This is a genomic window from Herbiconiux aconitum, from assembly GCF_024979235.1.
GTDB classification, from domain to species: domain Bacteria; phylum Actinomycetota; class Actinomycetes; order Actinomycetales; family Microbacteriaceae; genus Herbiconiux; species Herbiconiux aconitum.
Genome location: NZ_JANLCM010000001.1, coordinates 491546 through 517743, shown reverse-complemented (window position 1 = coordinate 517743; position 26198 = coordinate 491546). Strand labels below are relative to the sequence as shown.

Sequence of the window (26198 nt, the reverse complement as noted above, 5' to 3'; positions counted from 1 at the left end):
TCGCTCGCGTTTGCTCCTCCCGAAGCGGCGCCTAGCGTCGGTTCGCAGGTCGCGCGAGGCCCCGCGCAACGCCCGTCGCCGCGAGCGCACGGGCGATCGCGATCGCCAGCAGCGTGAAGAGAACGGGCGACAGCACCGACCCGGCCACGAGCACGATCGCGCCCGCCGAGTCGAGCTCGCGGGCGCCCACCAGGCGATACATTCCGACCGCGAGCACCACACCCGAGAACACCGCGCCCGCCAGGAAGAGCCAGACGGGCCAGCGGCGATACCGGAGGATCAGAAACGGCAGCTCCTGCAGCACGCCGATACCCAGGGCGATCAGGGCCGCCACGAAGCCGAGCGGCTGGAAGGCGGCCGACACGAGGCCCGAAAGAACGGCCACCAGCAGGGCGACGCCGCCGCGGCGGAACAGGAACTGCGCGATCGCACCCGGCAGGAAGTACACCCCGAGGGTCAAGCCGTAGAGCATCGGCACGACCGCGTTGACCGTTCCGCCGAGATACGACGCGACGACGTACAGGATGCCGCCGGCGACGCCGATGGCCGCACAACTGAGCAGCAGGCGGGTGCTGGTGTTCTTCATGGGTCCTCCAGCAGAAGTCTACGGTCGCGGGAGTTCTGCTCCGATGCCCCGGCGTCCGGCCGTGCTGCTTGCGCTGGGCCGGAGGCGTGCGACGATCGGGGTATGGAAGAACGCGAATCCCGCGCAGTCCGGATGCGCCATGCCCGCGTGCGGTTCGCCGTGATGGCAGTGGTGGGGCTGGCCGTCGCCGGCGCCTCCGTTGTGCTCGGTCACGGCGACGTGGCGGCGATAGCCGGCTGGAGCGCGGCCTGCATCGTGTACCTGATCTGGATCTGGGCGACGATCGGCACCATGGATGCCCGGGAGACCGAGGAGCACGCCTTCCGCGAAGACCCGACCCGAACGATCAGCGACGTGCTGCTCATCATCGCCAGCCTGGCGAGTGTGCTGGTGGTGGTCTTCGTGCTCGTGCTGGCGTCGACCACGGCCGACGTCGAGCGCGACATCCTGAGCGGCATCGCGGTGATGAGTGTGGTGCTGTCCTGGGGGCTCGTGCACACGCTCTACACGCTGCGCTACGCGGTGATCTACTACTCCGGCACCGTCGGCGGCGTCTCGTTCAACCAAGACGAGCTGCCCCGATACGCCGACTTCGCCTATCTCGCCTTCACGCTCGGAATGACGTTCCAGGTCTCCGACACGAACCTCACGTCGTCGGCGATCCGGATGACGGCACTACGGCACGCGCTCCTGTCCTACCTCTTCGGGTCGGTCATCCTGGCGAGCCTGGTGAACCTCTTGGCAGGCTTCGCGCCCTGACGCTACTTTGGTGACACCATCCGCACGACGAGGTGCGGAGCGAACGAAGGAGTTCTCATGGCTGCACGACCCGGGGGAGTCACCCTCGTAGCCGTCATCGTCTGGATCCAAGGCCTGCTGACACTGATCGGCGGCATCATCGCCCTGATCGGCGCGTTCGCTCCCGGCGCCGTCGGTGGGGCGTTCCTCGCCGTGGCGATCATCTCGATCATCATCGGCATCATCACGATCGCCGTCGGGTTCGGATTGCTGCGTGGCAGCAGCGGCGCGCGCATCCTCACCACGATCGTGCTTCTCATCTCGCTGGCGACGGCGATCTTCTCGATGTTCGCGACAAACAGTTTCTGGAGCCAGCTGGTGAGCGCGCTGCTCGCCGTGATCGGGCTGATCCTGCTCTACACGCGGCGGGCGAACGAGTACTTTCGCGAATGAGTGAGTAATTCTCGCCGATCTCGTGCAATGGGCTGGGCGGGGTGCCATACTACTGAGGAATTATCATCGACTCAGGAGTGTGGATCATGCCGGTCATTACGGATTCAGTGCACGAAGGGCGCGGGCGCGGCGGGCTCGGGCGGCTCCGGCTGGCGGGAATCGCCGCGGCAGTCGCCGTGATCGGGTCTGTCGCCCTCGCCCCAGCGGCGGCCAACGCCGAGGAGCTCGTCCCGGTGTTGAACAACGACGCCTACACTCTGTCGGCTGGGCAGACCTTCACGACGCCCGCCGGTCAGGGGGTGTTCGCGAACGATGTCGATCTCGGGTTGAACGCGCTCATCTCGATCGTGGCCGGGCCCACGCACGGCTCCATCGAGGGCCTGGGCGATGGCGGCGAGTTCACCTACTCGCCCGACAACACGTATGTGGGCAGCGACTCGTTCGTCTACTGCATCAAGTTGGGCAAGGCTCTCCCCTGTCTGCCGCTGCTCACGGCGAAAGTGACACTCACCGTCGAGCCGACGATCGAGCGGATCGGCGGCGCCGACCGCTACGCCGTGTCGGCGGGCGTCTCCGCGAAGTTCCCGGCCGACATCGACACCGTCTACGTCGCTTCGGGTGCTGTGTTCCCCGACGCCCTCTCCGCCTCCGCCGCGGCCGGAGCACAGGATGCGCCCGTGCTGCTGGTCACGAAGGACGCCATCCCCGCGGTGGTCGACGCCGAACTGCGGCGCCTGCAGCCGCAGCGGATCGTGCTGATGGGCGGTCTGAACACCATCGGCGCCGCGGTCGAGACGGCGCTGGGCGCTTACACCGATGCGGTGGATCGCATCGGAGGCGCCGACCGCTTCGTCGTCTCGGCCGCGGTCTCGCGGGGCGTCTTCGACCCTGACCGCGAGGTGGCGTACGTGGCATCGGGCGAAGTCTTCCCCGACGCCCTGTCGGGATCGGCCGCGGCCGGGCTGCTGGGTGGCCCCGTGCTGCTTGTCACGAAGACCGGTATTCCGGCCGACGTGAAGACCGAGCTGGAGCGGTTGCACCCCAGCCGGATCGTGGTGCTCGGTGGCACGAATACGGTGGCTGACTCCGTCGCGACCGGACTCACGGCGATTGCGCCGACCACGCGCATCGACGGCGCCGACCGCTACGCCGTGTCGGCGAGCGTCTCGGCCGATGCTTTCGACGTCGACGACACCGGCACGGTGTACGTGGCGTCGGGCGAGGTGTTCCCGGATGCACTGTCCGGCTCGGCGGCGGCCATCCACTCCCACGCGCCGGTGCTGCTGGTGTCGAAAGAGAGCATCCCGGCCACGATCGCCACCGAACTCGACCGCATCAACCCGGTGCACATCGTGGTTCTCGGTGGCATCAACACCATCTCCGACGCGACGTACGCCGCGCTGGCGACCCACCTGGGGTAGCTCCAGGAGTAAGCGGCGGCCGGTGCCCCTCGAGGGTGCCGGCCGTCGGCCGTTTCAGAACAGGGCGATCAGCGCGAAGATCACGCCGAGCACGGCGGTGGCGATCAGAAGTACGGCGATGCGGGTGAGGGGCGTCCACGGCGAGACGCGGTTCTTGCGGGCCGAAGCGCGGCGCGTGAAGAACAGCGTCGCACCGGCACCGATCGCGACGAGGGCGGCGATCGCGGTGCCGATCAGGAAACCGCCCCGCAGACAGGCGAACGCGAGCAACAACGCGATCATGGCCGTGGAGAGAGCCGTGCGTTGCCACGCCAAGGCGGTGCGCTCGGGCTGCAGGCCGGGGTCACGCGGCGTCGAGGTGTCGCCCTCGACTGATTTCGGACTCACAGACCCCGCCCGATCTCGAACACCGCGTAGCCGCCGAGCACCAGCGCCAGAACCACCACGCCGCCCACGAGCCATGGCAGGGCGACGGGGGCGGGCAGCGGTCGGTCTTCGCGGAGTGCCCGCTCGACCCGCCGCCAGGAGAACAGGGCCGACGCGGCCAGCGCGCCACCGGCGAGACAGGCGACCAGGGCGATGACGTCGACGACCCAGGGCAGGTCGGCGATGGTCGCGAGCGTCGTGAGTGCCACGCCGCCCGCGACGAGGGAGAGCCCCGTTCGCACCCAGGCGAGAGCCGTGCGCTCGTTGGCGAGGCTGAACCGTACATCCGGATCGCGGCCGACGCCGTAGACCGAACGCGGCCGGCGGGTGTCCGGTGGCTCCTGCGCAGCCGGCTCCGAGGAGCTGGCAGCCGATTCATCCATACCCGAACTCTACCGACGCCGAAGGGCCGGCCACCCTGAGGTGACCGGCCCTTGGCCGTTGTGCCCGAGACTACATCGTGGGCATCAGCACCGAGTCGATGAGGTACACGGTGGCGTTGGCGGTGTGCACGCCGCCGCAGATGACCTTGGCGTCGTTGACCATGAGGTCGTCGCCACTGCCGGTGACGGTCACGGTGCCGCCTTCGACGGTGGTGTGGTCGCCGTCGATCATGTCAGGCGAGATCTGACCGGGAACCACGTGATAGGTGAGGATCTGGGTCAGCGTCGCGGCGCCTTCCGGGGTCTTCAGCGAGTCGAGCGTTGCGGCGTCGATCTTGGCGAACGCGTCGTCGACGGGGGCGAAGACCGTGAACTCACTGCCGTTCAGGGTGTCGACGAGGTTGACGTCGGGGTTCACTCCACCGGAGACCGCGGCGACCAGGGTCTTCAGCAACGGGTTGTTCGAGGCGGCGGTGGCGACCGGGTCGGCAGCCATGCCGGCTACGGAGCCCGCGCCGTCCGGAACGGCATCCGCGTAGGCGGCGCATCCGGAACCGACGAGGTCGGACGCGGGGTCGGCCATTGCTTCGGGGCTGGGCGTCGCCATCTCCGAGGGAGCAGTCGACTCTCCGGTCGACGACGAGCCGGAGGTGTCGGTGCTGGAGCCGGAACATCCGGCGAGACCGAACGTGGCGACGGCAGCGATTGCGAGAGCCGTCAGTGTGTGGCGCTTGGTGATACGCATGGACCTTCTCCTTCAGGGATGGATGTAACCGACCCCTGACCAGCGCTTTCGTTGCGGTGTCAGGTGGCCGAGCCTTCAGAGGGTCTTCGGAGGCGCACCCGCATCGGATTGGAAGCGGCAGAAGAATGGCTAGCCGAAAGCCTCGACGATCGGGCGGAATTTCATCTTCGTCTCGAGGTATTCGTGCTCCGGATCGGAGTCGGTCACGATCCCGCACCCGGCGAACGCCGTGATGTCACCGGATTCGTCGACCTGGGCCGAGCGCAGGGCGACAGCCCACTCGCCGTCGCCGTCGGCGCCCACCCAGCCCACGGGCCCGGCGTAGCGGCCGCGGTCGAACGGTTCGAGTTCGTGGATGAGAGCCAGAGCCGAGGAGGTGGGTGTGCCCGCCACGGCCGCGGTCGGGTGCAGCGCCGCGATCAGGTCGAGCGAGGTGGAGCCATCACTCAGCGTGCCTTCGATGTCGCTCGCGAGGTGCCAGAGGTTCGGCAGCTTGAGGGTGAACGGGATCTCGCTCACGGTGAGGTTGCGGCTGTGCGGCGTGAGTGCCGCCATCACGCTGGTGACCGCGTAGCCGTGCTCATCGAGGTCTTTGGTGGACGTCGCGAGCGCGACCGCCTTCTCCTGGTCGGCCTCCGCATCCGTTCCCCGTGAGGTGGTTCCGGCGAGCACCCGGGCGCTGACGGTTCCGTGGTCGACCCGCACGAGCGTCTCGGGGCTCGAGCCCACGAAACCGTCGACGGCGTAGGTCCAGCAGTCGGGGTAGCCGAGGGCGAGGTCGGTGAGCGGGCGGCGCAGGTCGGAGCCCGCCGGCAGATGGCCGGTGAGGTCGCGGGCCAGCACCACCTTGCTCAGCTGCTGGTCGGCGATGCGGGCGATCGCGGCGTCGACGGATGCCCGGAACCCCTCCGCAGACACGGCGCCCGGCAGCAGCGAGATGCGGTATTCGGGGCCGAGAGGGCGAGCGGTGGGGGTGACGACGGAGGCCGGATCTTCGCCCTCGACACTCGTGCGCGTGATCCAGAACCGGCCGTCGCGCTTGCCCAGCACCAGGCGCGGCACGATCAGCACGCTCGACGCGGCGGAGTCGTCGGCGAAGGCGAAGGTGCCGAAGGCCACGAGGCCCGTGCCGGGGGCTGAGATCGGGTCGGTGACGGTCGCGGCGTCGACCACCTCTTTCCAGGCGGCGCAGGCGTCGAGCATCCGGTCGGGCCCCGAGAATTCGAGTCGCAGCGCCTCGCCGATGCCGGCGATTCCCTGGCCCTTGCGCATCCAAATCAGCGGATGCCGCGGATCGATGAGTGGGATGAGGAGCTTCAGGTCGTCTACCCGGGTGGTCTCGACGTGCAGACGCGGAACCGGGGGAGTATCACTCACCGAATCAGCTTACGCCCGGCATTCGGCACCCCTGTCACGGGCAGTGCGCAGCGATCGCCCGGTAACTGAACGTAAACTGAGACGGTGACTAAGGCAGACCTCACCAAGCGACCCGAGCAGGTCTCTGCCATGTTCGACCAGGTGGCAGCCGGATACGACCGCACCAACACCGTGCTCTCGGTCGGCAACGCCATGCTCTGGCGCGTGGCGACCACCCGCGCGGTCGCCCCGCGACCGGGGGAGCGCATCCTCGACCTCGCGGCCGGCACCGGAACCTCGAGCGCTTCGCTCGCACGCAGCGGCGCGCACATCGTGGCCGCCGACTTCTCGCCGGGCATGATCGAGGTCGGCAAGAAGCGGCAGGCCGGCCTGCCGAACATCGAGTTCGTGGTGGCTGACGGCATGAACCTGCCCTTCGCCGACGACGAGTTCGACGCCGTCACCATCTCGTTCGGCCTGCGCAACATCGCGGAGCCGCAGACCGCGCTCGCCGAGCTCTTCCGGGTGACGGCACCCGGTGGCCGCATCGTGATCTGCGAGTTCAGTAAGCCCGTGGCGCCGATCCGTTCCGCCTATTACTGGTATCTCAAGAATGTCATGCCCACACTCGCCAAGGCGGCCTCGTCGAACGTGCCCGCCTATGACTACCTCTTCGAGTCGATCGAATCCTGGCCCGACCAGAAGACCCTGGCGGGGTGGCTGCGCCAGGCCGGGTTCGGGCACGTGAAGTATCGCGACCTGAGCGCCGGGATCGTGGCCCTGCACAAGGGCACGAAGCCGCTGCCGGAAGAAAAGTAGGCTAGTGAACGTGACCCCCAGTCTCCGCCGTGCCACGGGCCGGTCCACTCCGCTCTCGCTCGCGGACCGCCTCTTCTCCACCGGCGAAGACCGGCGCACCGCCCGTCTCATCGAGGAGAGCATCGATGCGCTCGAGATCCGCCTCGCCGCCGAGACGAAGTTCACCGGTGGTCTCGTGGATGTCGTGTCGCGGTATCTGCTGGATGCCGGCGGCAAGCGGGTGCGGCCCATCCTCGCCTTCCTCACCGCCCAGCTCGGCGAGGGTGTGACCGACGAGGTCATCACGGCGGCCACGTCGATCGAGCTCACCCACCTCGCTTCCCTCTATCACGACGACGTGATGGATGACGCGGATCAGCGCCGCGGGGTGCCGAGCGCCCAGAACGTGTGGGGCAACTCGGTCGCCATCCTCACCGGCGACCTGCTGTTCGCGCGGGCCAGCGCCCTGCTCGCCCAGCTCGGCGAGCGGGCCATCCGATTGCAGGCGGACACCTTCGAGCGCCTGTGCCTCGGCCAGCTCAACGAGACCATCGGCCCGCAAGACGGCGAAGACGCCGTTGCTCATTACCTCCGCGTGCTCGCCGACAAGACAGGGTCGCTCATCTCGGCATCCGCCCAGCTCGGCATCATCTTCTCGGGTGGCGACCCGACGTTCGAGGAGCCGGTGCGGGAGTTCGGCGAGAAGGTCGGCATCGCCTTCCAGCTGGTCGACGACGTGATCGACATCGCCCCGAGCGACCGGGAGTCGGGCAAGACGCCCGGTACCGACATCCGCGCGGGCGTCGCGACACTGCCGGTGCTGTTCCTGCAGCAGGAAGCGGTCAACGACCCCACGGCTGCGGCGTTGCTGGCACGGCTGACTCCCGAGGCGCTCGCGGCGGGCGGCACGGAGGCCGACGACGCCATCCGAGCGCTTCGCGAGCATCCGGTCACCCAGCGCACGATCGACGAAGCCCGTCGGTTCGCCCGCGAGGCCACGGAGGCGCTCGCCCCGCTGCCGGCCGGCACCGTGAAGAAGACCCTCACCCGTTTCGCCGACACCGTGGTCGAGCGCACCAGCTAGACCACTCTTCGCGCAGCCGACTCGGTTGCGTGCACCTCAGACGCCGAGCGTCTCCACCGATACGAAGGAACTCACCGTGACCAAGCTCCGTTTGGCCATCGTCGGAGCCGGCCCCGCCGGAATCTACGCCGCAGACCTGCTCGTGAAGGCCGAGCGTCACTTCGACGTCTCGATCGACCTGTTCGAGCAGCTGCCCGCCCCCTACGGTCTCGTGCGCTACGGCGTCGCGCCCGACCATCCGCGCATCAAGGGCATCATCACCGCGCTCCGCGAGGTGCTCGACTCGGGTGTCATCCGGTTCTTCGGCAACGTGCGCTACGGCGTCGACATCACGCTCGACGACCTGAAGAAGCACTACAACGCCGTCATCTTCTCCACCGGCGCCGTCCGCGACGCCTCGTTGAACGTTCCAGGCATCGACCTCGAGGGCTCCTACGGTGCCGCCGATTTCGTGAGCTGGTTCGACGGGCATCCGGATGTTCCGCGCACCTGGCCGCTCGACGCGCAGTCGGTCGCGGTGATCGGTAACGGCAACGTAGCGCTCGACGTGTCGCGCATCCTGGCCAAGCACGCCGACGACCTCCTGGTCACCGAGATCCCGACGAACGTCTACGAGGGCCTCAAGGCCTCGCCCGTCACCGACGTGCACGTGTTCGGCCGCCGGGGGCCGGCTCAGGTGAAGTTCACTCCGCTTGAGCTCCGCGAGCTCGGCGAGATGAACGACGTCGACATGATCGTGGCCGACGAGGACTTCGAGCTCGACGACGCCTCGAAGGCGGCCATCGAGTCGAACAAGCAGGTCTTCGTCATCAACAAGGTGCTGAACCAATGGCGCGAGCGGCCGGTGGGCCAGGCGTCCCGGCGACTGCACCTGCACTTCTACGCGAAGCCGCTCGAGATCGTCGGCGACGCCGACGGCCGTGTTTCGGCCATCCGATATGAGCGCACCAAGCCGGATGCGGCGGGCGGCGTGGTCGGCACGGGCGAGATCCGCGAGATCCCGATCCAGGCCGTCTACCGCGCCGTCGGCTACTTCGGGTCGCCGCTCGACGGCATCCCGTTCGATGAGCACCACGGCGTCATCCCGAACCACGAGGGCCAGGTGCTCGACGACCACAACGAGGTCATCCCGGGCGTGTACGCCACCGGGTGGATCAAGCGCGGACCGGTCGGACTGATCGGCCACACCAAGTCCGACGCGATGGAGACGCTGTCGCACCTCGTGCGCGACCAGGCGAACTGGTGGAGCCCGGCCGATCCCTCCGAGGAAGCGATGCCCGCGCTGCTCTCGTCGCGGGGCGTGGCGTACACCGACCTCGACGGCTGGCACAAGCTCGACCAGCACGAGTTGGCGCTCGGAGCTGCCGACACCCCGCCGCGTCTGCGCATCAAAGTCGTGCCGCGCGACGAGATGATCGACATCTCCCGCGCCTAACGGCGCACTCGGGAACGTACGGCCGCGGCCGCGCACACGATGACCGCGAGGGCTCCCACGATCGTGAGTGGAGTCAACGGTTCTCCGAGGAGGAGTGCTGCCCAGACGATGGTGAGCACCGGCTGCACCAGCTGGATCTGACTCACGGATGCGATGGGCCCGATTCCGAGGCCGCGATACCACGCGAAGAAGCCGAGGAACATGCTGATCGCGCTCACGTAGGCGAAGGCGAGCCAGCCGTCGAGCGGCGCGGTCGGCGGATGCTGCACCACGGAGATCCCGGTCAGCACGGCCATCACCGGTGCGGCCACCACGAGCGCCCAGCAGATCACCTGCCAGGAGCCGATCTCGCGCGAGAGCAGGCCGCCTTCGGCGTAGCCGACCGCCGCGGCGATCACCGCTCCGAGGAGGAGGAGATCGGAGATGTGCACGCCGCCGAATCCGCCACCGCTGATGAGGGTGAAGGCGACGACGGCGGCCGCGCCGGCGATCGACGCGAGCCAGAACAGCCGGCTCGGGCGTTCCCGGCCGCGCACCACCGCGACCACTGCGGTCGCGGCCGGCAGCAGGCCGATCACGACGGCGCCGTGACTGGCGGGCGAGGTCTGCAGGGCGAAGGAGGTGAGCATCGGAAACCCGACCACTACCCCGGCCGCTACGACCAGGATGCGCGGCCAGACGGCGCGTGGTGGCAGCGACGTGCGGGTCACGAGCAGCACGATGGCGGCGAGGGCGGCCGCCACCACGGCGCGGCCGGCGCTCACCATGATCGGGTCGAGTGTCGCGACGGCGATGCGGGTGAAGGGGAGAGTGAACGAGAAGGCGAGCACCCCGAGGAACCCCCAGGCGAGACCGGGGGCGGTGAGTCCGCGGGCCCGGGCGGCGGCGGAAGCGGGCGGCGGCGGCGCGGGCGAGGCAGAGGCTGGGGCAACCGCGTCGCGGGTGGTGGCCGGGCCGCTTGCCCCAGCCGCCTTCCGCGATAGCGGAGCGGTCAGGGCGGCAGTAGCGCTACTATCATCCTTCATGAACCAGAGTAGCAGTGCGGCGCGCATCGCCGTCGAACTCCGTACCGTGGTCGACGGTCTGCGAGCAGGCGCGCGACTGCCGTCCACTCGCGAGCTGACGGTGCGCTTCGGCGCCGGCCCGGTGACGGTGCAGCAGGCGGTGCGGATGCTCGTGCGCGAGGGCCTCGTCGAGTCGCGCCCCGGAGCCGGCACCTTCGTGCGCCATGCCCAGCCGGCGCCACGTGCCGACTACGGCTGGCAGACAGCGGCGCTCGGCGCGATCCGCGCCGACGGCGGCTACGTCGGATCGACCATGCAGACCGCTGGACCCGATGTCATCGCGTTGCACAGCGGCTACCCGGTCGACGACCTGCTTCCAGTGCGAGCGGTGCAGGCGGCACTCGGGCGCGCAGCACGGTCACGCTCGGCACTCGACCGGCCGCCGGCATCCGGTCTTCCCGAGCTGCGCTCCTGGTTCGCGCGGGAAGTGGGCGAGGCGACGTCGGCCGGCGGATCGGCGCCCACCGCATCCGACGTTCTCGTGATGCCCGGCGGCCAGAGCGCTCTGTCGTCGGTGTTCCGGGCGCTCGCACGGCCCGGCGACGCCATCGTGATGGAGTCGCCGGGCTATTGGGGAGCGATCGCTGCCGCCCGTCAGGCCGGGCTCGAGGTCGTGCCGGTGCCGCGCGACGAGAGCGGGAACGCGGTCGATCCGGTCGTGCTCGCCGAGGCGTTCGACCGCACACGGGCGCGTCTGTTCTACGCCATGCCGCACTTCGCGAACCCCACCGGGGCCACCTGGCCGGCGGCGCAGGCGGCAGCGATCCTCGAGGTGGTGCGGTCGAACGGAGCGTTCCTCGTGGAGGACGACTGGGCGCACGACTTCGCTCTCGACACCGTCGTGCGTCCGCTGATCGCTCAGGATGCCGACGGGCACGTCGTCTACGTGCGCTCGCTCACGAAGAGCGTGTCGCCCGCCATCCGGATCGCGGCGGTGATCGCGCGGGGACCGGCCAGGTCGCGCATCCAGACCGACCGGGTGGTCGACGGACTCTACGTGAGCGGAGTGCTGCAGACGGCGGCGCTCGAGGTGGTGACCGCGCCCGGCTGGGAGCCACACCTGCGGCGGATGCGTGAGCAGTTGCGCGCCCGGCGTGACGCCCTGGTCGGGCTGGTGGACGAGTTGCTCCCGCCCGGCACGCTCACCGCGGTTCCGCGCGGCGGGTTGAACATCTGGTTGCGATTGCCGGCCGGGGTCGATGCCGACGAGTTCGTGGAGGCCTGCGGCCGCGAGCGCGTGCTGATCTCGCCGGGTGAGGAGTGGTTCCCGGCTGAACCGACCGGGGCGTTCGTGCGGCTGAACTACTCGGGCCCCGATCCGGGGCGATTCGAGGAGGCGGTCCGGGTGATGGCCGGTGTGCTGGACACCTGATCTTCCGCCGGATGCGGGGTTCCGCAATCCTCGCGACGACCGCTCGACCCGTGTCGGAGGGGCTCGCTACAGTCACAAGCATGACTTTCTCCTCCGAATCCTTCGCCGAGCTCGTCTCCACGGCCTCCGGGCCGGTTCTGCAACGCGGTGACGCGGCGCTCGCCGCCGAGGTCGCCGCCCAGAACACCGCCGTCGTTCACGACCCCGAGGTCGCCGTCTCCGCGGTCGACGAAGCGGATGTCGCGGCCGCCGTGCGGTTCGCCATAGCCAACAGTCTCCCGGTGCACGTGCTCGCCACGGGCCACGGCAGCACCGTGCCCGTGACGTCGGGGGTCATCATCACGACCTCGCGTGTCACCGGTCTGTCCATCGACCCCGAGAGCGCGGTCGCATCGATCGGTGCGGGGAACCGGTGGGAAAGCGTGGTCGCTGCTGCCGCGGAGCACGGCCTGGCACCCATCACGGGAGCGTCGGGGCACGTCGGATGCATCGGCTACACCCTCGGCGGCGGGGTCGGCCCGTTGGCGCGCACTTTCGGATTCTCCTCCGACTACGCGCGGAGCTTCCGGGTGGTGACGGCCGACGGCGAGGTCGTGACGGCGAGCGCCGAGGAGCATCCCGATCTGTTCTGGGCGCTGCGCGGCGGCAAGGGCGGGCTCGGGGTGGTGACCTCGATGGAGTTCGGGCTGGTGCGGCTGCCGAGCTTCTACGGAGGCTCGCTGTTCTTCGAGGAGAGCGACATCCCATCCGTCCTGCGGGCTTGGGCGACGTTCACCGAGACTGCGCCCGAGGAGGCGACCTCGTCGGTGGCGGTCGTGCGATTCCCTCCGTTCGAGGTCATCCCCGAGCCGTTGCGGGGCAAGACGGTCATCTCGGCACGGTTCGCCTACGTCGGCGATCCGGCGGAAGGGGAGCGGCTGTTCCAGCCGATCCGAGACGCCGGCTCGGCATTCCTCGGTCGGGTCGGCGAGATGCCGGCGAGCGAGGTCTCGACGATCCACAGCGACCCAACCGACCCCGGGCCGAGCTGGGACCGAGGGATGCTCCTCGGCGGCATCGACGGCGAGTTCATCGATCGTTTCCTCGCGATGTTCGGCCCTGGGCGCGAGGTTCCGATCATCGTCGCCGAGCTGCGGCACCTCGGTGGGGCGACGGCACGCGACGTGCCGGGCGGCAGTGCCGTGGGTGGCCGGTCGGCGGAGTATGCGTTCGTGATGATCGGGGCACCCGATCCGTCCCTCTTCGACACGGTGCTGCCGCAGATCGCCGACGGCATCACGGCGCAGTTGTCGGAGTGGGTGTCGACGGAGACCAACATCAACTTCGCGAGCGGTTCACTCTCGGTGCCGGGTCTCTACGAGGAGTCCTGGCCGGCAGCCATCTTCGATCGCCTGGCCGAGGTGCGGCGGGCCTACGACCCCACCCATGTGTTCCCCTACCCCGACTTCCCCGATCGCGGCGAGTGAGCGAAGGGGCCCGACAGCGCGGCCCACTGGAGCAACATGATCGTCTTCGCGTCGACGATGTCGGTGCCGATGCGGGCGAGCGCGTCGTCGATGCCCAGCTCGACCAACTCGATGTCTTCGCCTTCGTCGGCGAGCCCGCCACCGGCATCCGCGCGGTTCGAGGCGTCGTAGGGGGCGGCGAAGAAGAAGAGCTTCTCGGTGACCGATCCGGGGCTCATGTAAGCGTCGAAGACGTGTTGCACCTCGCCGATCGCGTAGCCGGTCTCTTCGCGGGCCTCGCGACGGATGGCGGTCTCGGGGTCGTCTTCGTCGAGCAACCCGGCGGGCAGTTCGAGCAGCAGTCCGTCGGGATGGCCGTTGACGTAGGCGGGATAACGGAATTGCCGGATGAGCAGCACTGTTCGGCGCGCTGCGTCGTGCAGCAGGATCGTGGCCCCGTTGCCGCGGTCGTAGGTCTCGCGCTCCTCGGTCGACCAGTGGCCGTCGCTGTGCTGGAACTCGAATCGGGTGGTGCGGGTGACGTACCAATTCGAGGTGAGCAGGTCGACATCCGTCACCCGCACGCGCGGATTGCCGGTGAGGTCGCGCCCGGTCTGATCGAGTCGGGTGCGACCCCGGCGGTCGGGGATGTCGATGCCCGGGCGCCCCGGCTGATCGTTCGTCAGCGGGTCGATCGCCACCGGATCAGCGGAAGTTGATGAACTGGAGGGCCACGTCGAGGTCGGCGCCCTTCAGCAGCGCCATCGTGGCCTGGAGGTCGTCGCGGCTCTTGGAGGAGACCCGCAGCTCGTCGCCCTGAATCTGCGACTTGACGCTCTTCGGAGCCTCGTCGCGGATGAGCTTGTTGATCTTCTTCGCGTCGTCTTGAGCGATGCCCTCCTTCATGGAGGCCTCGAGGCGGTACTCCTTGCCGCTCGCGTAGGGTTCGCCGGCGTCGAGCGAGCGGAGGGAGATGCCGCGCTTGATGAGCTTCGACTCGTAGACCTCGAGGATGGCCTTCACCCGCTCCTCGGAGTTGGCCTTCATCAGCACCTTCTCACCGCTCTGCTCGATCGAGGCCCCGATGTTCTTGAAGTCGTAGCGCTGCGCGACCTCCTTCTGCGCCTGATTGAGGGCGTTGTCCGCCTCCATCTTGTCGACCTTGCTGACCACGTCAAACGATGAATCTGCCATGCGCTCATTTTACGTGGATCGACGGTTGTGACGAAGGCTCAACATGGCTAGACTTATGGCCTGGAGGTCGGGGAGACCATGGAGAGTTACGACATGCTGAACGCGCGAAATCAGTTCGCGAAACTCATTGCACGAGCTGAAGCAGGAGAAGAGGTCGTTGTCTCGCGCCGCGGAAAACCCGTCGCCAAGATCGTTCGGTTCGTCGAAGAGCCCGAGTATTTCACGGGCAAGACTTTCGTCGAATGGCTCGAGGCGAATCCCCTTCCGGAGCATCTCCGCAAGACACCCGAAGAGATCGACGCGATCATCGCTGATCTGCGGGGGGATGACGACGAGTGATCTACGTGGATTCGTGCATGTTCATCTATTCGATCGAGGACCTGTCGGCGAAAGGCGATGCCGTTCGGGCGCGGTTCGCGATGTTCGCCGATCAGCTCGTCGCGAGTCCTCTCGTCGAACTCGAATGCCGGGTCGGCCCGCTTCGAGACGGAAATGCGATACTGCTCCGCCGTTTCGAGCGAGCATTCGCCCGGGTTCGCATGCTCGACATGTCGCCGGCCGTCTATCGTCAGGCGGCAACGGTCAGAGCTCGCTACGGAACCAAAGCGATGGACTCGCTTCACCTGGCGACCGCCCAGGTGCACGAATGCGATTCGCTCTGGACCAATGACCTTCGCCTCCAGAACGCAGCCGGAGGTCTTGCGATCGAGACGTTCTGACCGCTGCTGTCAGGCGGGTCTGATTGAGTGGGGGGCGTGAGGAAAACGTGGGGTGCCGTTGTCGGCGCAGGGCTGACCGCGGTGGTGCTGCTGACGGGGTGCACGGCGGGCGCGGGCGGATCGACGGCGACCGGGCCCGATGCCACGTTCGCGGTGAACGCCGAGGCGGCCCGCGCATCCGGGGTCACTGACACCGCCTTCGACGACGGAACGCCGAGCGCCGACCTCGTCGACACCGGATGGCTGGACCGGGTCGCCGAGGCGACCGACATCCCGCGCCGCGCCCTGCAGGGCTACGCGGGAGCAGCGCTCGCGATCGGCGAGCAACAACCCGACTGCCACCTCGGCTGGAACACCCTCGCCGGCATCGGCTGGGTCGAATCGCACCACGGCACCATCTTCGGCGGGCACATCCAAGACAACGGGGTCACCAGCGACCTCATCATCGGAGTGGCGCTCGACGGCAACGGATTCCAGGAGATCCCCGACTCGGATGCCGGCGCCGTCGACGGCGACACCGAATGGGATCGCGCGGTCGGGCCCATGCAGATCGTGCCCACCACCTGGGCCGCCTGGGCCACGGAAGCCAACGGCGACGGGGTGCCCGACATCCACAACATCGACGACTCCTCCCTCTCGGCGGCGGAATACCTCTGCTACTCGGGCGGAGACCTCGGCACCGAAGACGGCTGGCGCACCGCGATCGGCGCCTACAACGAGTCACCCGCCTACCTCGACGAAGTGCTCGACTACGCGAACCGGTACGCGAGTGAGGCCATGGCTGAGAACTGACCCGCAGGCGATTTCTCTCCGGGCGCAGTCCTGGGTATTCTTTATCAGCGCCTTCGGTTGTGTTGCAGAACGTGGTCGGGTGCGCCCTGGCGGGTTACCCAAGTGGCCAAAGGGATCTGACTGTAAATCAGACTGCTTCGCATTCGGGGGTTCGAATCCCTCACCCGCCACTGTATTTTTGCCACCCAGCCGGTGGCGCCCCCCCCATTGCCACCCAGCCGGTGGCGCCCCCCCCATTGCCACCCAGCCGGTGGCGCCCCCGCATTTCTTCCCCGGAATTGCCGTCCAGCCGGTATCGGGTGAACCGCCCCGTTCAGAAGCGGGCGAGGAAGCGACGCGGGTTCTCGGTCGCGACGAGGTGCGCGAGATCCGCTCCTCCGATCCGTTCGATCAGGGGCAGTCCGCGCCGCCCGAGGTAGGCGAGGCCCGGCATGCCGCCATAGGCCGGGTAGCGACTACGACGGGCGACATCGCCCCCGATCAGGATGCGCCGAGCAGCCCCCATCGATGCCGCGCGCACCGCGCACTCCACGATCACGGAATCGGGCCACGACTTCGATCGGGCGAAACCGTCATAACCGAGATACGCGCCGGTCGCCGCGAGGTCGGCATGCAAGTAGGGATCGGGGTTCCGGTCGACATGAGCGAGCACCGTGGCCTCGGGCTCGACCCCGCCCGCGATGAGGATGTCGATGACTTCGAAGGCGGCACTGCCGTGCTCCAGATGCACCATGACGGGCGCCCCGGTCTCAGCGTGGGCCTGCCCGATCGCGTTGAGCGTTCGGCGTTCGAAGCGCGAGATGCTCCAGTAGCCGATGCCGGCCTTCAGCACACCCGCACGCCGCCCACCCGGGAGAGGAGGCTGCCGGGAGGGCGCGTCTTCCGGCGGAAGTCCCTCCGTGACATCCGTCACCAGAGCGTCGACCAGCTGCGCGGCACTCCACTCGCGGAGCCAGTGGTTCGGGGCGTAGTGTCCGTCGTGGTGCACGCCGGTGGTGGCGATGACCGCCAGGCCGGTGGCGGCGCTGATCCGCACGGTGGCTGCGGGCGAGCGGCCGAGACCGATCGGTGTCGCGTCGATCATGGCGTCGAAACCCGATTGCACGAGCGACGCGGCCTCCTCTGAGCTGGCGCGCTCGTCGTCGAGCTCGTCGCCGGGCAGGAGGGGGGAGATCTGGAAGAGATGCTCGTGGTAGTCGATCTTCGCGAGAGCCTCCGGTGCCACATCGCCGGTCACGGTGCGAACCAGGCGGCTGCGGGTCTCCGGCTCAGCGTGCGGCATCGGCCGTGGCGCGGGTCGCGTGCAGCGCCCGGGCGAATCGCCGAGCCGTGGCTTCGATGGTCTCCCAGTCGCCGGCCGCCATTGCGTGACTCGACACGAGATCGCCACCCGCGCCCACGGCCGTCGCTCCGGCGGCGAACCAGGCGTCGAGGTTCTCTGCCGTCACGCCACCGGTGGGCATGAACGCGATGTCGGGGAAAGGCCCCCGAAGGGCCCCGAGATAGCCCGGGCCGCCGAGCGACGACGGGAACACCTTCACCAGGTCGGCGCCGAGTTTCGAGGCCAGCATCACCTCGCTCGGTGTCATGCCGCCGAGCATCACCATGGCCCCGGTGGCCTTCATCGCGGCGGCGAGCTCGGCATCGGTGCCTGGGCTGACGAGGAAGGCCGCTCCCGCGTCGGCCACCTCGGCGGCCTGCTCGGGCCGACGGATGGTGCCGGCGCCCACGTACACCTCGTCACCGTGCCGCCGCACGATCTCGGCGATCACGGCGGCCGGGTCGGGCGTGCTGTAGGTGACCTCGATCGCCGTGATGCCGCCCCGCAGGAGCGCTTCGGTGGTGTCGAGGGCTGTTGCCACACTCGGCGCGCGAAGCACCGCGATGACTCCGTGACGGCGAACGGCGGACAGGTCGTGTTCGGTCATGGCAGGCTTCCTGAGTCGTGGCGGATCGGCACCCTGGCGGGCGCCAGGTGGGCGAGGAGGTTGTCGACGGCCATGGAGGTCGCACGGCTGACGCTGGCGCCGGTGTAGCCGCCGAGGTGCGGAGTCGCGAGCACGCGGGGATGACGAAGCAGGGCCGACGGCGCCGGCGGCTCGGTGTCGTATGCATCGACGGCGTAGCCTCCGAGCCGGCCCGATTCCAGCGCCGCGAGCACGGCGGCGTCATCGACGAGTGCGGATCGGGCCGTGTTCACCAGTGTCGATCCGGCCGGCATCAGCGAGAGCAGCCTCTCGTCGACCAGGGCGCGCCCGTCGGTCGGGGGAGGTGCGTGCAGCGACACCGTGTTCGAGCGCGCGAAGAGTTCTTCGAGCGGGAGGTTGTCGAGCCCGTCGAGGTCGGTGAACGGGTCGTGCCCGACGACGGATGCCCCGAGCGACCGGAAGAGACCGGCCACGGTGGCTCCGATGGCGCCGAGACCGACAACGCCCACCCGGAGGTCGGCGATCTCTCGGCCCTGCCAGCGATCCCAGCTGCCACGCTTCACCGAGTCGGATGACCAGGACAGCGATCGCGCGCAACTGAGCGCTGCTGCGAGGGCGAGCTCCGCCACGCCTTGCGCGTTGGCCCCAGCCGCTCGGGTGATCCGGATGCCCCGATCGGCGGCCGCCTGGGCGTCGATGTTGTCGACACCCGTTCCGTTGCGGCTGATGACTTCCAGCCCATCGGCGTGCTCCAGCGTGGCGCGCGTGATGGGTTCGACTCCGGCGAGCCACCCGCGCACGCCGGGAAGAGCGGATGCCAGGTCCTCGTCACTCGGTGTCATCCCGGCCGGGGTCGCGATCAGCTCGAAGCCTGCCTCTTCGAGCGGGCGCAGCTCGGGCACCGCCCTCAGTCCCGCTTTGGTCAACGACCGCGGAGTCACCAGTATCCGTCCCAGCATCGCCCTGCCCGTCTTCCCACTTCGATGTAGTAGTACTACAATAAAGCATGACGCAAGGCGGGAAGCAACCCCAGATATCGCCTCGACCCTTGCGGTATTGACCGGATTCAAGTAGTTCTACTACAGAACGTTGGGTCCGAATCGGCTCAGAAACTCAAAGAAGAGGAGTGACCACCGTGCTTGTGGGCATCGACAGCTACAGCTTCCACCGCTACTTCGGGGAGATCTACCCCCAGCAGACCGATCCGGGCACGCGCTGGGACATGAAAGACGACTTCATTCCCTTCGCTGTCTCTCTCGACGTCGACGAGGTGGCCTTGGAGACCCTGTTCTTCCCCGCCTTCGACGACGCCTACTGCTCGGCCGTCAGCGACGCGCTCGACGAAGCCGGCCTCCGCCGGGTGATCGGGTGGGGGCATCCGGATGGCCTGCACCGCGGGCAGGACGCCGAGGCTCTGCAAGACCTGATCCGCCACATCCCCCGGGCCGGCAAGGTCGGAGCCGACATCATGCGCATCGTGGCGTCGAGCATGCTCTACGTCGACGAGCCGCACGGACCGCAGGTCGAGGCGTCGATCAAGATGCTCAAGGAGGCCACCAAGGTGGCCGAAGACAACAACGTCACCCTGGCCATCGAGAACCACATCGACTTCACCTCGCTCGAAATCCTCGAAATCGTGCAGAGCATCGATTCCCCGAATTTCCGCGTGAACTTCGACACCGGCAACGCGTTGCGGCTCTATGAAGACCCGGTGGAGGCGGCGCGCAACCTCGCTCCCTACACGGTGGCGACCCACACCAAGGACATCACCACGCGCCGCGGCGGAGCTCCGTCGGAGCGCTTCCTGTTCTGGCCGTCCTGCCCGGCCGGCGAAGGGCTCATCGACTTCCACGGCATCGCCCGGGTGCTCGACGAAGCCGGGTTCGAGGGTTCCCTCGCGATCGAGCTCGATCTGCTCGCCTCGCCCTGGAACGACCGAACCGAAGAGGAGAACGTGGCAGAGAGCATCGCCTTCCTCAAGTCGGTCGTCGCGGAGCTCGAGTCGTCGAAGGTGCCGGAGGTGAGCGCATGACGCTGAGGCCCGCCCCCGGCGACGACCGCGACGCCATCCGTGTGGGGATGCTCGGCTACGGCTTCATGGGCACCGCGCACAGCAACGCACTGAAGACGCTCTCCTACATGTTCCCCGATGGCCCCAGACCCGATCTGCGGGCCATTGCGGGGAGATCCGAAGACGCCGTGCGCCGGGCCGCGACCCGATTCGGCTGGGAGCAGTACACCACCGACTGGCGCGACATCGTGGCCGATCCCGACATCCAGGTCTTCGACAACGTGGGCCCGGATGCCGCTCATTTCGAACCGACGCTGGCCGCCATCGAGGCGGGCAAGCACGTCGTCTGCGAGAAACCGCTGGCCACCACGGTCGCCGAGGCAGCACGCCTGGTCGACGCCGCCGAAGCGGCCGGGGTCAAGAACCTCACCTGCTTCAACTACCGCTTCGTGCCGGCCGTGCGACTCGCCCACGACATCATCGCGAACGGCGACTTGGGCGAGATCTACAGCGCAAGCTTCCGCTACGCGCAGGAATGGCGCACCGATCCTGAAGCGGAGCTGCCCACGTGGACGGGTGCGCTCTCCGTCATCGGATGCCACGCGGTCGATCAAGCGCGCTACCTGGTGGGGGAGCTCGACTCCGTCTCGGCGATCCTCTCGAACCCGGTGACCTCGGCCGACCGGGCCGAGCCCATCGACACGGTCGCGTCGATCGTGCAGTTCAGCGGGGGCGCCACCGGTGACATCGGGGCGAGCCTGATCGCCCCCGGGCGCCGGAACCGGCTGGGTTGGGAGATCAACGGCTCCAAGGGTTCCCTCGTGTGGGACCTCGAGAACCTGAACGTGCTGAAGGCGTTCACCCGCACCGGCGGCCCGCTCGACGGCTTCGCCGACGTCATCGTGAACGAGTCGCAGCATCCGCTGGTGGGCGCGTGGTGGCCGAGTGGGCACATCCTGGGCTGGGAGCATTCCCACGTCAACATGCTCGCGCATTTCCTCGCTGCCGTCGCGGACGGCGGGGAGGTCGGGCCCGAAGCCGCGACCTTCGCCGACGGACTGGCCGCCGCGAAGGTCGCCGAGGCGATCACGCGGTCGTCGGAGACCGGTGAACGCACGGCGGTGAGCTGATCCGGTCGACGAGATCTGATCGAAAAGGCCAGCGGGGCGGGACTGTGGTGGGTCCGCCCCGCTTCGCTGTGCCCGCCGCGCTTTGGCAGCCCTGCGCGATCGCCACTGCTCAGGCCGAGGCGGCCGGCACGAGGTAGACACCGAACGCGAACGAGCGCTCCTGCCCCGGGGCCAGCACGATGTGGGCCCGCTGGTCGCTTCGATTGAAGGCGTTCGTCAGCCGCTCCACCGGTTCGAGCGCGATCGATCCGCGCGGCTCCCGGGCGAGGTGGTCTGCGGTGTACACGTGCATCGATCCGCGCTCCTGCCACACGTCGAGCGCACGCCCGGTCGTCGGGTCGCGGAGGTGCGTGTGGAACGGCCCGCCCTCGAAGCCCTGCAATCCCGTGTAGTAGGTGTCGACGGCGGTGTCGCCGACAGCACGACCCGACCGGAACGAGAGCGGATCGTCGTCGTCGAGCGCCACGAAGGCGGCGCGCCCGTCGAACGGGATGAGGTCGTCGTCGGTGGCCACGCGCACGCTGGCCGGCACCGTCAGCTCGAGGTCGGCGACCGGTGCCGCGCCCAGGCGGAAGTACGGATGCCAGCCGCTGGCGAACGGGGCGTCGACCGATCCTTCGTTCCGCCCGGTGATGCGGATGCGCAGGGCGTGGCCGGAGAAGGCGTACTCGACATCGACTCGCACCACGAAGGGGTAGCCTTCGACCGATCCGTCGAGAGCGGAGCTGCTGAGCCGAATGACGGCCGAGTCCTCGCCGGTCTCCACGGAAGCGACCGTGAACGCGCGCTCCCGGATCAGCCCGTGAAGAACGAGGTCGGGGTCGGTCGGCGAACTGCCGCGCAGATCGAAGGCTTCGCCCCCGAACTCGTAGCGGCCGTCTCGCACCCGGTTGGTGAACGGAGCCATGATGCCGTTGCGCACGCCGTGCTGCTCGAGGAGCTCCTGCTCGGTGGCATAACCGTCGACCAGGTCGATCCGTTCGCCGGCATCCGTCACCACCCAGGACAGCAGTGTGGCGCCGTGCAACGCGATCGACGCTTCGGTGGCGCCATCGGCGCTGGATACCACCACGATGGGCGAGGAACCGAGCTGGGTCTCGGCGACCGAGAAACGCGACATCGCGATCAGCCTCGCATCTGGGCGAGGTCTTCCTTCATGATCTGGATGCGCCGGGCGGCATCCGGGCCTCGTCGCATCGACGCGCCGGTGGCGAGGATGTCGACGATCACGAGGCCGGCGAGCCGGCTGACGGTGGGGGTGTAGAGGTCGGTGTCTTCGAAGGTGCTGACCCGGATGGAGAGGTCGGCGAGCTCGGTCAGCGGCCCGTCGGCGCCGACGATGGCGAGAACGCGGGCGCCCTTCTTCTTGGCCGCCTCAGCGACGTTCACTACGGTGCGCGTGTGAGCGGTGTTGGAGATGGCGACGACGACGCCTCGGGCGTCGGTCATCGACGCCGCGATGAACTGCTGGTGGTAGTCGGCCGGCGCCTGGCAGGGCACACCGAACAGCGGGAACTTCTGCTGCGCATCCTGAGCCACGATCCCGCTCGCACCGGCGCCGACGAAGATCAGTTCCGAGGCATCGGACACCATCTCGATCGCCCGCTCCATCACGTCGTGGTCGAGCAGGCGGCGGGCACGATCGAGGCTCGAGATCGTGCGGCTGAAGACCTTGTCGGTGATGTCGGAGAGAGTGTCGTTCTCGTGGATGGTCGACATCGTCATCGGCAGCCCGAGCGCGATCGTCTGGGCGAGGCTGATCTTGAAGGTGCGGAATCCGTCGAACCCGATGGCGCTGCAGAAGCGCATCACCGTGGGTTCGCTGACTCCGGCGGCGTCGGCGAGGCCTGCCATGTTGAAGTCCATCGCCTGCACCGGGTCGCGCAGGATCAGCTCGGCGACTTTGCGCTCCGACGCCCGCAGGCTGTCTTTTCGCGCGGCGATGGTCTCGAGAAGTGTGGTGTTGGCGGCCTCTTGTTCAGCCATGGCGACGCGCATCACCTCGTCGCCCTCGCGAGATCGGAGAGACGATCGAAGGTCGGACCACTCGTCGGTATGTCGACGTGGAACACTTCGCCGATGACCTGGGTCCACCCATGCAGGAAGTATACCCATCCGTCTTCGACGTGCTGCAGCCGGCTGCCCTCCTGGGCGTGTGCCTGATCGAGGAACACGAGGTCGCCGCGGTAGTTGAGCTCCCACGCCAGACCGGCAGACGGGAACCGCCCCGCGTCGGTGATCGGTGACCCGGGCGCGTCTTTGCCGAGCCCGGTGGCGTTGACCACCAGCGATCCGGCGGCCAGTGCGGCCATGGCGCGGTCGTTGTCCTGGGCTTCCGGCGCGAGCACGTACTCGAATTCGGTGTCGGTGTCGAGCCCGGCGTGGAACTCGCGGATGTGGTCGAGCCGCAGCTGAGACCGGTTGCTCACCACGATGCGAGCCGGCCGGTCGTCGCCGCGCTCCTCTTGGCTCAGATACCAGCTGATGGCGATGGTCGAACCGCCGGCGCCGATGCAGAGGGCGTCGGCACTGGAGGCACGCCAGTAGCCGGCAGGGACGAAGGCGTCGAGAGCGAGCCCACTGGAGATCGGATCTTTCGCGTGGCAGATGAGTCCGGCATCCGACTTGGAGATGCAACTGGTCTCGCCCATCATCGTGGCGAAACGGTCGGTGCTGTCGAAGAGATCGGCCGCCGCCCGGTAGAGGTCGATCTTGTGCGTCGTCACGAGCGCGCCGAGGCTGAGCGGATCGGCCGCGATGAATTCCACCACCCGCCGGTAGTGCTCGGCCGGGGCGTGCAGCGGGAGATCGATGCCTTGAAGGTGCGCGACCCCGAGACCGAGTTCGGCCGCCCAGCGGGGGAACACCGACTGGATCGACGAGCTCGCCGTCGACACCCCGATGAAGTACAACGTCGGCACCTCGGCCGGGCGGAGGGTGTCCGCCGTCATCGCCGTGGGACTCACGACGCCGGGGCTTCCGAGGGCAGGTAGCCGACATGGTCGGGGTTGGACCGAAGGGCCCAGCGTGCCGTGTCGGCGACGACCAGCTTCGCCATGCCGCCGGCTCGCGCGATGACCTCGTAGTCCTGGCCCGCATCCGTCGCGTAACAGAACAGCGTGGTGAAGGGAACGTGGCCGACGTTGACGCTGCGGTGGATCCAGTGCCCCGGAACATGCACCGCCACCCCGGGGGTGATCTCGATCGCCCGGGTCTGGCCGTCGAGGGTCTCCATTAACATCACGCCGCGCCCGGCCAGTCCGTAGTACAGCTCCGCGCACTGCGCTTTGCCGTGGATGTGGCCCCGTGTCATCGAGAACTCGTCGCCGATGCGGCCGGGGTTGAGGGTGGAGACGCCGATCGTGAGAGCGCCGTCACCGTTCTCGATCGAGCTGCTCTGCACCCAGTAGGTGGGCTCGCCCTCGTCGGCGGACAGCGCCCGGTCGTAGGCGTCGGTGTCGCGGTACAGACCGCTGAGATCGGCGAGGTATTTCTCGTAGCGGCCGCTGCCGCCCACCATCGCGCCCGCTCCGATGAGGAATTTCAGTTCGGCGGGCTCTGCGTATCGTGGTTCGTTCTCGTTCATGTCGTTCCCCAGGCTCGGGTTCGTGGTCGGTCGGCGGGTGTGGTGGGTCACAGCTCGTCGAACCACGGTTCGAGGCGGCGGTAGGCGTCTACGAAGAGACGGTGGGCGTTCTGGTAGTCGGCGTGCCGCTCGGCATCCGGTGAATACGAGCCAGTCTCGTCGGAGAGGCGGCTCGCGATGTCGAAGTCGAAGAGACCGACGCCGACGCCGCCGACGATGGCGGCTCCGAGCGAGGTCGCTTCGTCGACGAGGGCGCGGCGACGGATGGGCTGGCCCCAGACGTCGGACAGGATCTGCAGGAACTCTCCGGAATTCGCCGCTCCGCCGATCGCCTGCACCCCTGAGATCTCGGCGCCGTTCTGGGTGAAGGCGAGCAGACCGGTCTGAAGATTGAAGGCGATGCCCTCCACGACCGCACGCACCAGGTTGTCGGCGGTGTGATGGCGGGCGAGCCCGGCGAACACGGCGCGAGCCCTCGGGTTCCAATAGGGCGATCGCTCGCCGAGCAGGTGGGGGAGGAAGTAGAGGCCGTCCTGAGAGGCCTCAGCCCGTGCGGCACCGGCCAGGAGCGTGCTGTACCGCTCCTCCTGACCCGGGGCGAGCACGTCGACGATCCACTGCAGTGACGCGCCCCCGGCCTGCATGGTCGCGGTCGGAACGAAGCGACCGGGAATCACGTGATTGAAGGTCATCGTGCGCATCTCCGGGTCGTGCAGAGGCGCATCGGACGCGTACGACACCCACGACGACGAACCGAGGTAGGCGTAGGCGCCCGATTCCGGCCCGGTGATCCCCGTGCCGAGCGCAGCCATCGGCCCGTCGCCGCCCCCCATCACGACGGGGGTGCCGGCGGGGAGCCCGGTGGCGCTCGCGGCATCGGCGGTGATGGTGCCGACGATGCTCGTCGACGGAACGATGTCGACGAACATCGACCGGTCGACGTCGGCGGCCTCGAGCAGTTCTTCCGACCAGGTGCCGGCCGACTGGTCGTAGGCGTTCATGCCGCTGGCGTCGGAGGGATCGGTCGCGAGAACGCCGGTGAGGCGGAACACCACGTAGTCCTTGGCGCACACCACCCGCCGGGCGGCCGCGAAGGCGTCGGGATCGTTGTCGCGCACCCACATCACCTTTGGCAGCGAATAGGTCGCGTTGAGGCGGTGACCGGTGATGCCGTAGGCGCGTTCCATCCCGACCCGCTCCACGAGCGTGGTCGTCTGCGCCGTCGAACGGGTGTCGGCCCAGATGATCGCGGGTCGCACCGGGCCGCCGGATGCGTCAAGCAGCACCGCTCCCATCATCTGCCCGGAGAAGGAGACACCGGCGATGCGCTCGCGGGAGCCGGGCACGGCGTCGACCAGCGCACGACTGGCGCGGCAGACGGCATCCCACCAGTCCTCGGGATTCTGCTCGGCGCGGCCGTGCGGACCGAAGTCGGTGCCGTATTCGACGGTCACGGCGGAGACCATGCGACCGTCGGCGTCGACGAGAGTTGCCTTGTTCCCGGTCGTGCCGAGATCGTGCGAAATGATCAC

The 26198-nt window shown here is 68.4% G+C and carries 29 protein-coding genes and 1 tRNA gene; 14 read left to right on the top strand and 16 right to left on the bottom strand.

What is annotated here, in order from left to right; all coding sequences use genetic code 11:
- Window positions 1–31: 31 nt before the first annotated feature.
- Entirely contained in the window at window positions 32–586 is a 555-nt protein-coding gene (locus N1027_RS02390; RefSeq protein ID WP_259504764.1) for an ECF transporter S component, read from the bottom strand.
- Between the two features lie 102 nt (window positions 587–688).
- On the opposite strand from N1027_RS02390, the gene N1027_RS02385 reads away from it, so the two are divergent.
- The 3 genes from N1027_RS02385 to N1027_RS02375 all read left to right on the top strand — a co-directional run bounded on the left by N1027_RS02385 (window position 689) and on the right by N1027_RS02375 (window position 3198).
- Complete coding sequence (locus N1027_RS02385; protein ID WP_259504763.1) at window positions 689–1345, top strand: DUF1345 domain-containing protein; 657 nt, start codon at window positions 689–691, stop codon at window positions 1343–1345.
- Window positions 1346–1402: 57 nt separating this feature from the next.
- Window positions 1403–1777, top strand: coding sequence for a hypothetical protein (locus tag N1027_RS02380; RefSeq protein WP_259504762.1), 375 nt, complete (start codon window positions 1403–1405; stop codon window positions 1775–1777).
- 86 nt (window positions 1778–1863) lie between these two features.
- Window positions 1864–3198, top strand: a complete 1335-nt coding sequence (locus N1027_RS02375) for a cell wall-binding repeat-containing protein (RefSeq protein ID WP_259504760.1) — start codon at window positions 1864–1866, stop codon at window positions 3196–3198.
- 54 nt (window positions 3199–3252) lie between these two features.
- On the opposite strand, the gene N1027_RS02370 is transcribed toward N1027_RS02375, so the two are convergent.
- The 4 genes from N1027_RS02370 to N1027_RS02355 form a co-directional block, all read right to left on the bottom strand.
- Entirely contained in the window at window positions 3253–3585 is a 333-nt protein-coding gene (locus N1027_RS02370; protein ID WP_259504758.1) for a DUF202 domain-containing protein, read from the bottom strand.
- Window positions 3582–4007, bottom strand: a complete 426-nt coding sequence (locus tag N1027_RS02365; RefSeq protein WP_259504756.1) for a YidH family protein — start codon at window positions 4005–4007, stop codon at window positions 3582–3584. The genes N1027_RS02370 and N1027_RS02365 overlap by 4 nt, the downstream gene beginning before the upstream one ends.
- Window positions 4008–4077: 70 nt before the next feature.
- Window positions 4078–4752 carry a fasciclin domain-containing protein gene (locus N1027_RS02360; RefSeq protein ID WP_259504755.1) on the bottom strand — a complete coding sequence of 225 codons (675 nt, stop codon included), beginning with the start codon at window positions 4750–4752 and terminating at the stop codon, window positions 4078–4080.
- Between the two features lie 129 nt (window positions 4753–4881).
- Window positions 4882–6129: an isochorismate synthase gene (locus tag N1027_RS02355; protein WP_259504754.1), complete on the bottom strand. Its 1248-nt coding sequence runs from the start codon at window positions 6127–6129 to the stop codon at window positions 4882–4884.
- A gap of 84 nt (window positions 6130–6213) precedes the next feature.
- On the opposite strand from N1027_RS02355, the gene N1027_RS02350 reads away from it, so the two are divergent.
- The 3 genes from N1027_RS02350 (at window position 6214) to N1027_RS02340 (ending at window position 9425) form a co-directional block, all read left to right on the top strand.
- Window positions 6214–6927 (top strand): class I SAM-dependent methyltransferase, encoded by a 714-nt coding sequence (locus N1027_RS02350; protein ID WP_372499653.1) that lies wholly within the window; start codon window positions 6214–6216, stop codon window positions 6925–6927.
- A 10-nt stretch (window positions 6928–6937) separates the two neighbouring features.
- On the top strand, window positions 6938–7990 hold the full coding sequence (locus tag N1027_RS02345; RefSeq protein ID WP_259504732.1) for a polyprenyl synthetase family protein: 1053 nt from the start codon (window positions 6938–6940) through the stop codon (window positions 7988–7990).
- A gap of 76 nt (window positions 7991–8066) precedes the next feature.
- Entirely contained in the window at window positions 8067–9425 is a 1359-nt protein-coding gene (locus tag N1027_RS02340) for an FAD-dependent oxidoreductase (protein ID WP_259504729.1), read from the top strand.
- Here the strand turns inward: N1027_RS02340 and N1027_RS02335 are convergent.
- Window positions 9422–10450, bottom strand: coding sequence for a DMT family transporter (locus tag N1027_RS02335; protein ID WP_259504726.1), 1029 nt, complete (start codon window positions 10448–10450; stop codon window positions 9422–9424). The genes N1027_RS02340 and N1027_RS02335 overlap by 4 nt on opposite strands.
- On the opposite strand from N1027_RS02335, the gene N1027_RS02330 reads away from it, so the two are divergent.
- Both N1027_RS02330 and N1027_RS02325 read left to right on the top strand, forming a co-directional pair.
- Window positions 10449–11861, top strand: coding sequence for an aminotransferase-like domain-containing protein (locus N1027_RS02330; RefSeq protein ID WP_259504724.1), 1413 nt, complete (start codon window positions 10449–10451; stop codon window positions 11859–11861). The genes N1027_RS02335 and N1027_RS02330 overlap by 2 nt on opposite strands.
- A gap of 80 nt (window positions 11862–11941) precedes the next feature.
- Complete coding sequence (locus tag N1027_RS02325) at window positions 11942–13327, top strand: FAD-binding oxidoreductase (RefSeq protein ID WP_259504721.1); 1386 nt, start codon at window positions 11942–11944, stop codon at window positions 13325–13327.
- Here N1027_RS02325 and N1027_RS02320 read toward each other — a convergent pair.
- Window positions 13297–14007 (bottom strand): NUDIX domain-containing protein, encoded by a 711-nt coding sequence (locus N1027_RS02320; protein ID WP_259504719.1) that lies wholly within the window; start codon window positions 14005–14007, stop codon window positions 13297–13299. The genes N1027_RS02325 and N1027_RS02320 overlap by 31 nt on opposite strands.
- A 4-nt stretch (window positions 14008–14011) precedes the next feature.
- Complete coding sequence (locus N1027_RS02315) at window positions 14012–14500, bottom strand: YajQ family cyclic di-GMP-binding protein (protein ID WP_259504717.1); 489 nt, start codon at window positions 14498–14500, stop codon at window positions 14012–14014.
- 93 nt (window positions 14501–14593) lie between these two features.
- Here N1027_RS02315 and N1027_RS02310 point away from each other — a divergent pair, with 93 nt between their 5' ends.
- The 4 genes from N1027_RS02310 to N1027_RS02295 all read left to right on the top strand — a co-directional run bounded on the left by N1027_RS02310 (window position 14594) and on the right by N1027_RS02295 (window position 16181).
- The gene (locus N1027_RS02310) at window positions 14594–14839 is read left to right on the top strand and encodes a type II toxin-antitoxin system Phd/YefM family antitoxin (protein ID WP_372499652.1); all 246 of its coding nucleotides are present in this window, start codon (window positions 14594–14596) and stop codon (window positions 14837–14839) included.
- Window positions 14836–15219 (top strand): type II toxin-antitoxin system VapC family toxin, encoded by a 384-nt coding sequence (locus N1027_RS02305; RefSeq protein ID WP_308199768.1) that lies wholly within the window; start codon window positions 14836–14838, stop codon window positions 15217–15219. Before N1027_RS02310 ends, N1027_RS02305 begins: the two co-directional genes overlap by 4 nt.
- Window positions 15220–15255: 36 nt before the next feature.
- On the top strand, window positions 15256–16011 hold the full coding sequence (locus tag N1027_RS02300; protein ID WP_259504713.1) for a lytic transglycosylase domain-containing protein: 756 nt from the start codon (window positions 15256–15258) through the stop codon (window positions 16009–16011).
- An 88-nt stretch (window positions 16012–16099) separates the two neighbouring features.
- A tRNA-Tyr gene (locus N1027_RS02295) sits at window positions 16100–16181 on the top strand.
- Between the two features lie 143 nt (window positions 16182–16324).
- On the opposite strand, the gene N1027_RS02290 is transcribed toward N1027_RS02295, so the two are convergent.
- Genes N1027_RS02290 through N1027_RS02280 form a run of 3 tightly spaced genes read right to left on the bottom strand, consistent with a single transcriptional unit; the run spans window position 16325 to window position 18898 of the window.
- A complete protein-coding gene (locus tag N1027_RS02290; protein ID WP_259504711.1) occupies window positions 16325–17293 on the bottom strand; it encodes a phosphotriesterase family protein in 969 nt (322 codons plus the stop codon).
- Window positions 17280–17939 (bottom strand): bifunctional 4-hydroxy-2-oxoglutarate aldolase/2-dehydro-3-deoxy-phosphogluconate aldolase, encoded by a 660-nt coding sequence (locus N1027_RS02285; protein ID WP_259504709.1) that lies wholly within the window; start codon window positions 17937–17939, stop codon window positions 17280–17282. The genes N1027_RS02290 and N1027_RS02285 overlap by 14 nt, the downstream gene beginning before the upstream one ends.
- A complete protein-coding gene (locus tag N1027_RS02280; protein ID WP_259504700.1) occupies window positions 17936–18898 on the bottom strand; it encodes an NAD(P)-dependent oxidoreductase in 963 nt (320 codons plus the stop codon). Before N1027_RS02280 ends, N1027_RS02285 begins: the two co-directional genes overlap by 4 nt.
- Before the next feature lie 167 nt (window positions 18899–19065).
- Between N1027_RS02280 and N1027_RS02275 the strand changes: the two genes are divergently transcribed.
- Together N1027_RS02275 and N1027_RS02270 are read left to right on the top strand one after the other, a co-directional pair.
- The gene (locus N1027_RS02275) at window positions 19066–19971 is read left to right on the top strand and encodes a sugar phosphate isomerase/epimerase family protein (protein ID WP_259504698.1); all 906 of its coding nucleotides are present in this window, start codon (window positions 19066–19068) and stop codon (window positions 19969–19971) included.
- A complete protein-coding gene (locus tag N1027_RS02270) occupies window positions 19968–21080 on the top strand; it encodes a Gfo/Idh/MocA family protein (protein WP_259504696.1) in 1113 nt (370 codons plus the stop codon). Before N1027_RS02275 ends, N1027_RS02270 begins: the two co-directional genes overlap by 4 nt.
- Window positions 21081–21189: 109 nt before the next feature.
- Here the strand turns inward: N1027_RS02270 and N1027_RS02265 are convergent, their stop codons facing one another.
- From N1027_RS02265 to xylB, 5 genes are read right to left on the bottom strand one after another with little or no spacing between them, the layout of a single operon-like run.
- Window positions 21190–22200, bottom strand: coding sequence for an aldose 1-epimerase (locus N1027_RS02265; protein WP_259504694.1), 1011 nt, complete (start codon window positions 22198–22200; stop codon window positions 21190–21192).
- 5 nt (window positions 22201–22205) lie between these two features.
- Entirely contained in the window at window positions 22206–23066 is an 861-nt protein-coding gene (locus N1027_RS02260) for an SIS domain-containing protein (RefSeq protein ID WP_259504691.1), read from the bottom strand.
- Between the two features lie 11 nt (window positions 23067–23077).
- A complete protein-coding gene (locus N1027_RS02255) occupies window positions 23078–24046 on the bottom strand; it encodes a shikimate dehydrogenase family protein (RefSeq protein ID WP_259504689.1) in 969 nt (322 codons plus the stop codon).
- Window positions 24043–24666 carry a glucose-6-phosphate isomerase family protein gene (locus tag N1027_RS02250; RefSeq protein WP_259504687.1) on the bottom strand — a complete coding sequence of 208 codons (624 nt, stop codon included), beginning with the start codon at window positions 24664–24666 and terminating at the stop codon, window positions 24043–24045. The genes N1027_RS02255 and N1027_RS02250 overlap by 4 nt, the downstream gene beginning before the upstream one ends.
- A gap of 47 nt (window positions 24667–24713) precedes the next feature.
- Complete coding sequence (gene xylB / locus N1027_RS02245) at window positions 24714–26198, bottom strand: xylulokinase (RefSeq protein WP_259504676.1); 1485 nt, start codon at window positions 26196–26198, stop codon at window positions 24714–24716.

Coding starts and splice junctions, on each gene's coding strand:
- N1027_RS02310 (WP_372499652.1), top strand. CDS start 14,594: ATGCTGAACGCGCGAAATCAGTTCGCGAAACTCATTGCACGAGCTGAA.
- N1027_RS02285 (WP_259504709.1), bottom strand. CDS start 17,939: ATGACCGAACACGACCTGTCCGCCGTTCGCCGTCACGGAGTCATCGCG.
- N1027_RS02390 (WP_259504764.1), bottom strand. CDS start 586: ATGAAGAACACCAGCACCCGCCTGCTGCTCAGTTGTGCGGCCATCGGC.
- N1027_RS02385 (WP_259504763.1), top strand. CDS start 689: ATGGAAGAACGCGAATCCCGCGCAGTCCGGATGCGCCATGCCCGCGTG.
- N1027_RS02380 (WP_259504762.1), top strand. CDS start 1,403: ATGGCTGCACGACCCGGGGGAGTCACCCTCGTAGCCGTCATCGTCTGG.
- N1027_RS02375 (WP_259504760.1), top strand. CDS start 1,864: ATGCCGGTCATTACGGATTCAGTGCACGAAGGGCGCGGGCGCGGCGGG.
- N1027_RS02365 (WP_259504756.1), bottom strand. CDS start 4,007: ATGGATGAATCGGCTGCCAGCTCCTCGGAGCCGGCTGCGCAGGAGCCA.
- N1027_RS02270 (WP_259504696.1), top strand. CDS start 19,968: ATGACGCTGAGGCCCGCCCCCGGCGACGACCGCGACGCCATCCGTGTG.
- N1027_RS02280 (WP_259504700.1), bottom strand. CDS start 18,898: ATGCTGGGACGGATACTGGTGACTCCGCGGTCGTTGACCAAAGCGGGA.
- N1027_RS02360 (WP_259504755.1), bottom strand. CDS start 4,752: ATGCGTATCACCAAGCGCCACACACTGACGGCTCTCGCAATCGCTGCC.
- N1027_RS02265 (WP_259504694.1), bottom strand. CDS start 22,200: ATGTCGCGTTTCTCGGTCGCCGAGACCCAGCTCGGTTCCTCGCCCATC.
- N1027_RS02290 (WP_259504711.1), bottom strand. CDS start 17,293: ATGCCGCACGCTGAGCCGGAGACCCGCAGCCGCCTGGTTCGCACCGTG.
- N1027_RS02260 (WP_259504691.1), bottom strand. CDS start 23,066: ATGGCTGAACAAGAGGCCGCCAACACCACACTTCTCGAGACCATCGCC.
- N1027_RS02335 (WP_259504726.1), bottom strand. CDS start 10,450: ATGAAGGATGATAGTAGCGCTACTGCCGCCCTGACCGCTCCGCTATCG.
- N1027_RS02315 (WP_259504717.1), bottom strand. CDS start 14,500: ATGGCAGATTCATCGTTTGACGTGGTCAGCAAGGTCGACAAGATGGAG.
- N1027_RS02330 (WP_259504724.1), top strand. CDS start 10,449: ATGAACCAGAGTAGCAGTGCGGCGCGCATCGCCGTCGAACTCCGTACC.
- N1027_RS02250 (WP_259504687.1), bottom strand. CDS start 24,666: ATGAACGAGAACGAACCACGATACGCAGAGCCCGCCGAACTGAAATTC.
- N1027_RS02325 (WP_259504721.1), top strand. CDS start 11,942: ATGACTTTCTCCTCCGAATCCTTCGCCGAGCTCGTCTCCACGGCCTCC.